6 protein-coding genes are annotated in these 3,818 nt (G+C 45.3%); all 6 read right to left on the bottom strand.

What is annotated here, in order from left to right:
• Positions 1-593: HNH endonuclease (locus Q7J27_03580; protein ID MDO9528220.1), on the bottom strand; the 593-nt coding region annotated here is incomplete at its 3' end.
• A 287-nt stretch (positions 594-880) separates the two neighbouring features.
• On the bottom strand, positions 881-1,879 hold the full coding sequence (locus Q7J27_03585) for a hypothetical protein (protein MDO9528221.1): 999 nt from the start codon (positions 1,877-1,879) through the stop codon (positions 881-883).
• Between the two features lie 351 nt (positions 1,880-2,230).
• The gene (locus tag Q7J27_03590; GenBank protein MDO9528222.1) at positions 2,231-2,524 is read right to left on the bottom strand and encodes a hypothetical protein; all 294 of its coding nucleotides are present in this window, start codon (positions 2,522-2,524) and stop codon (positions 2,231-2,233) included.
• 28 nt (positions 2,525-2,552) lie between these two features.
• Positions 2,553-2,843: a putative quinol monooxygenase gene (locus Q7J27_03595; protein MDO9528223.1), complete on the bottom strand. Its 291-nt coding sequence runs from the start codon at positions 2,841-2,843 to the stop codon at positions 2,553-2,555.
• Positions 2,844-3,060: 217 nt separating this feature from the next.
• A complete protein-coding gene (locus Q7J27_03600; GenBank protein ID MDO9528224.1) occupies positions 3,061-3,300 on the bottom strand; it encodes a YgiT-type zinc finger protein in 240 nt (79 codons plus the stop codon).
• Positions 3,301-3,508: 208 nt separating this feature from the next.
• Positions 3,509-3,664: a hypothetical protein gene (locus Q7J27_03605; protein ID MDO9528225.1), complete on the bottom strand. Its 156-nt coding sequence runs from the start codon at positions 3,662-3,664 to the stop codon at positions 3,509-3,511.
• Positions 3,665-3,818 lie beyond the last annotated feature (154 nt).

A 3,818-nucleotide genomic window follows, 5' to 3' on the forward strand; every position in this document is an offset into this window, starting at 1 on the left:
TCGCGGGTCTCAGCTCCCGCGAACTCAGGATGCGCTTTATGAAACTCCTCGGCCGTTTCATAGCGATCATAGTCCGAAAGGCTTAGTAACCCCGTGTAACTTCGACGATCCATGTAACCGGTAAACAGGTTTTCCTGACTGAAACACTCGCGGATGTGATTCAGGATAGGAGAGACTTCGAGCAAAAAGAACTGCCCAAACGGGAGACGCTCCTTATTCAACGCAAGGACATCATCTATCGCAAAGCCATCACAGGTGACCACGTGTCTACAAATAACTGAAAGCTCATCAGCTGAAACAGGCACCTGTATGGAACCGCGGGCGACAGTCTGTATCCATGCTGCTTTATGCTTCCGCAGTTCTTCAGTACTATACCTCGTTCCTTTGGGGTGTCTTGAATTATAGTGACCCGCTGCAAGGTGGCAATCCATGCATAATGCAATGGCATTATCCTCAGTATCCTGCCCTCCTTCAGCCCGTGGTAAAATATGATGCACCTCCACGCCTATTGCCTTGAACCGATGACACACCGAGCAGTGTCTGGCCGTCTCTACCAGTACCTGATCACGTATGGCTTTCGAGAATCCACTCATAATCCGACTCATTTAGCTTAGGAGCTTTAATACAATCTGTTTATAATCAGGTTATCATTCGGAAAACAACCATTATATACTATACTTTCTTGATTTTTTGACTCTTAGTCAAGGATATTAATTGTATATATCGATACCGCCTCCTCACAAAAAAATCACGTCAGGAAATCTGCGCTTTCAATCTGTACTTAATGTTCTCGCCAGGCAGGTTAGATATTGACTTGTATTTGTTGTCAGTAATGCTGATTGTCATGAAATGTCAATAAAGACGCGCGTTGTACGATGATTCATCGGTTTTCGAGCCACAACCAAATGTCGAGATGCACTCGCGAAAGGCCCTTGTCATGTGCCAGTTGTTGTGCACAGTCTTGGTACTGATCGCTGAGGCGCTGTCCCAGATGTTTGAGCCCCGGCCATGCAGGTAATTCCGGAAACCTAATTCGTAGTCCTTCAGCGACCTTACTATCGAGGGCAATCTCCATCCATTTCTCTACATGGCCAATGTCATGTTCTCGGCTTAGGTACTGGTTATAAAGCACGTCGCGCATAAACAGATTGACGGACTTTCGAGCAGCACCCCAAGGATGTCCGGTTCCTGGCCACTGTGCGAGAAGCCCTTCGGTGGCCACATCAATCCATTGCCTGTATTCCATCTGCCCCATACCTCTCAGCGGTGCTATGTGCATTTTCGCCAGGGCCGCTCGAACTGCTTGATGTGCGCCTTTGCCTTGGTTACGGAGCGCAGACACGCCTATGGCGGTTGTTGCGACAAACTCTTGCATCGTTTTCAGGAAATCGAATTCCGTTGCTTCTCTTCTGCCGATCATAGGCATCAGCGGGAAGCGCCCTTTTGGGTGATCCGTTGCATACATTGGTGAAGCGATCTTTGCACTTACGGTTTTTCTAAGTTCATTAAGAGAGTTGGGTTGTCGAATAATGCGCCATTCAATCCCCCTCTGTCGGTTGTTCCATGCCAGTAATCCTAAATGCTCTAATACGACACCCAAATAGGATGCTCCCTGCGCGTGGCTTAATTTCCCGGGTTGCTGCCGCAAGATCGCAACACCAAGGCCGTCATTTTCGTCGTCCTTCCCGAGTTTCTCTACGTTGTTGGCCAATGGAAACCAATCAGCAGCAAATCTGTGCTTAAGCCAGCCAATGATGGCAAATACTTCAGCTATGGAGTATTCTTCTTGCCTTTCATTCTCGTTCTTGATTCTGACATAGTCATTACTGAACGCCCAATCAAAACGCTTGGCACCGCGACCGCCATGTGTCATGAGCATATCGATCCTCCGCCTCTACTGTCCTTTTCATCCCTAAGCTTAACAATATTTATCTGTATCCATTATAAAATCCTGAACGCCGACTCGTCCATATAAAACACCCAGGAAAGTCACACATATACGCACTTTCAATCCGAAGTCAATAAATTCAAGGGCCTGGCGGTTCCGTTGATTTGTATTTGAACCCCAGATCACCGATCATGATGGATTCCGTAATTCTCGACAGGCGCTTTCTTTTGGTTATATCTTTGCGTCACCATCCCATTCTTTCCTGAGTAGTCCAGGGAAGGAGATCTTCGGTAGGGTATTTATTGGAGAGGATAAGAACAGGAACGGCTCCTATAATGGTTATTATGCCTTGTAAGATATCGGCTTTAATCCGGGATTGCAATTTGATTTAACTTTAAGCATGATAAGGTTCGGATTTGCAACAAGATGTTTCAGATTTTCTCCCGCAGAAACAGCTTCCTCCCAAGTCTTAAACTCCCAATGATAGTCTCTATGGCCCTGATCTTCGGTGCTGTCTTCAAGATCAAATGTTGCTGTCAGCGATTCTATTTCTTTTTCTAAATGTTTACTGAATTCGTTTACTTTGATATGAATAAGGACTTCATACTCGGGTAGTCTAAGCACGAGGTTTTCCATGATGGCAATCTCCTGAAATTATATTCCTTTAGAGGATTTCCGTGCAGGTCTTAATGTCCATCTGTGGATCAAGAAGTGCAAAGAGCCTACCCATGGATGTCATCAGGTTCGCCGAATGCAGCTTAAATGCATCCTTGTCGGCGTATTTCTCATATATCACTATTGTTGTGCTGTTTCCTTCGCCCTTCACAGTGTGCGGGATATATGTTAGGCACCCCGGTTCGTTCTTCATAAATTTCGGAACATCTTCCTTCAATATCTGGATGGCCTCATCCATTTTTCCCTCTTTAACCTTGAGCGTGGCGATTATGGTGTACATTGGCTTCCTCCTTATGGATTTCATTTATCTCTAATTGACTTGAACATTTGTGTTTGCAACTGAATGCGTGCGGTTCATGAAAAAATGACATCTATCGGTACTTAACGCTATCTACAATGAGTTGATATCGTGGGGAGATTATCTTAGTGATTATCGGACTATTTTTATCAAGCGTTTGTTATGCTTCCATTCACAACCCAAAAAGGGACATCCGTACTTAGGAACCCATACCGGCTAGCCCAAATTCATAAACAGGAGTTTCGATCACCTTGATAGGCTTTCTCTGTCCCCAGATGATCTTCTGAATTTTTTCAACCGTCTCCGGGGCAAAATACTGTTCCCCCGTTTCCAGGCACACCCTGGCAGGCACATGCTCCACGATGTAGAATTTCCCATCCATTTCTAGCGTATACGTCACGTACTGCTCACTGTATGTTTCCTTGATTGAGCTTCCCATCGTTACCTCCTCCTGATCTTATGGTCGATCCATAGGTCTTTATCAGGCTCATAAACTGTTATGATTTTAACAAGCGGCCTGTCTGGATAGCTGCACTGGATATGCAGCGGACGACCTGCTTCCGTAACGCCAAATATCAAGCAGCTCGGTCCGTACTTGTCATCCGGATAATCCTCAATGATCAGACTTTGTGACGCAATGGCCTCGGCTACCTCATGACGGCAATGCGCCTCTTGATGGTCTGATCAACCGCATGTTTTGAATATTCATACTGTCCGCTTGCGGCCTTCTGCTTGATGTCATCGATCATGGAATCAATTTTCCTATTGTTTATAATTGTATCAAGAATCAGATGATTTGTCAAAACTTGAATAATAAGTGTCAAGAGCAAATAGAATGTCCGGTTTTGTAGCAAATGAATTGTCCGCTTTTTCTGTTCTTCAGGGAAGCCTGATTTTTGAACAGGAGATGAGCGGCGGACGTGCGCTAACCTCAATGGTTTTTAGGGTAAGGAGTTA

This window comes from Syntrophales bacterium (assembly GCA_030655775.1).
Classification (GTDB): domain Bacteria; phylum Desulfobacterota; class Syntrophia; order Syntrophales; family JADFWA01; genus JAUSPI01.

What these genes read in the sequence shown, in the direction of transcription:
- Q7J27_03585 (MDO9528221.1), bottom strand. Translation starts at nt 1,879, where the DNA reads ATGCTCATGACACATGGCGGTCGCGGTGCCAAGCGTTTTGATTGGGCG.
- Q7J27_03590 (MDO9528222.1), bottom strand. Translation starts at nt 2,524, where the DNA reads ATGGAAAACCTCGTGCTTAGACTACCCGAGTATGAAGTCCTTATTCAT.
- Q7J27_03595 (MDO9528223.1), bottom strand. Translation starts at nt 2,843, where the DNA reads ATGTACACCATAATCGCCACGCTCAAGGTTAAAGAGGGAAAAATGGAT.
- Q7J27_03600 (MDO9528224.1), bottom strand. Translation starts at nt 3,300, where the DNA reads ATGGGAAGCTCAATCAAGGAAACATACAGTGAGCAGTACGTGACGTAT.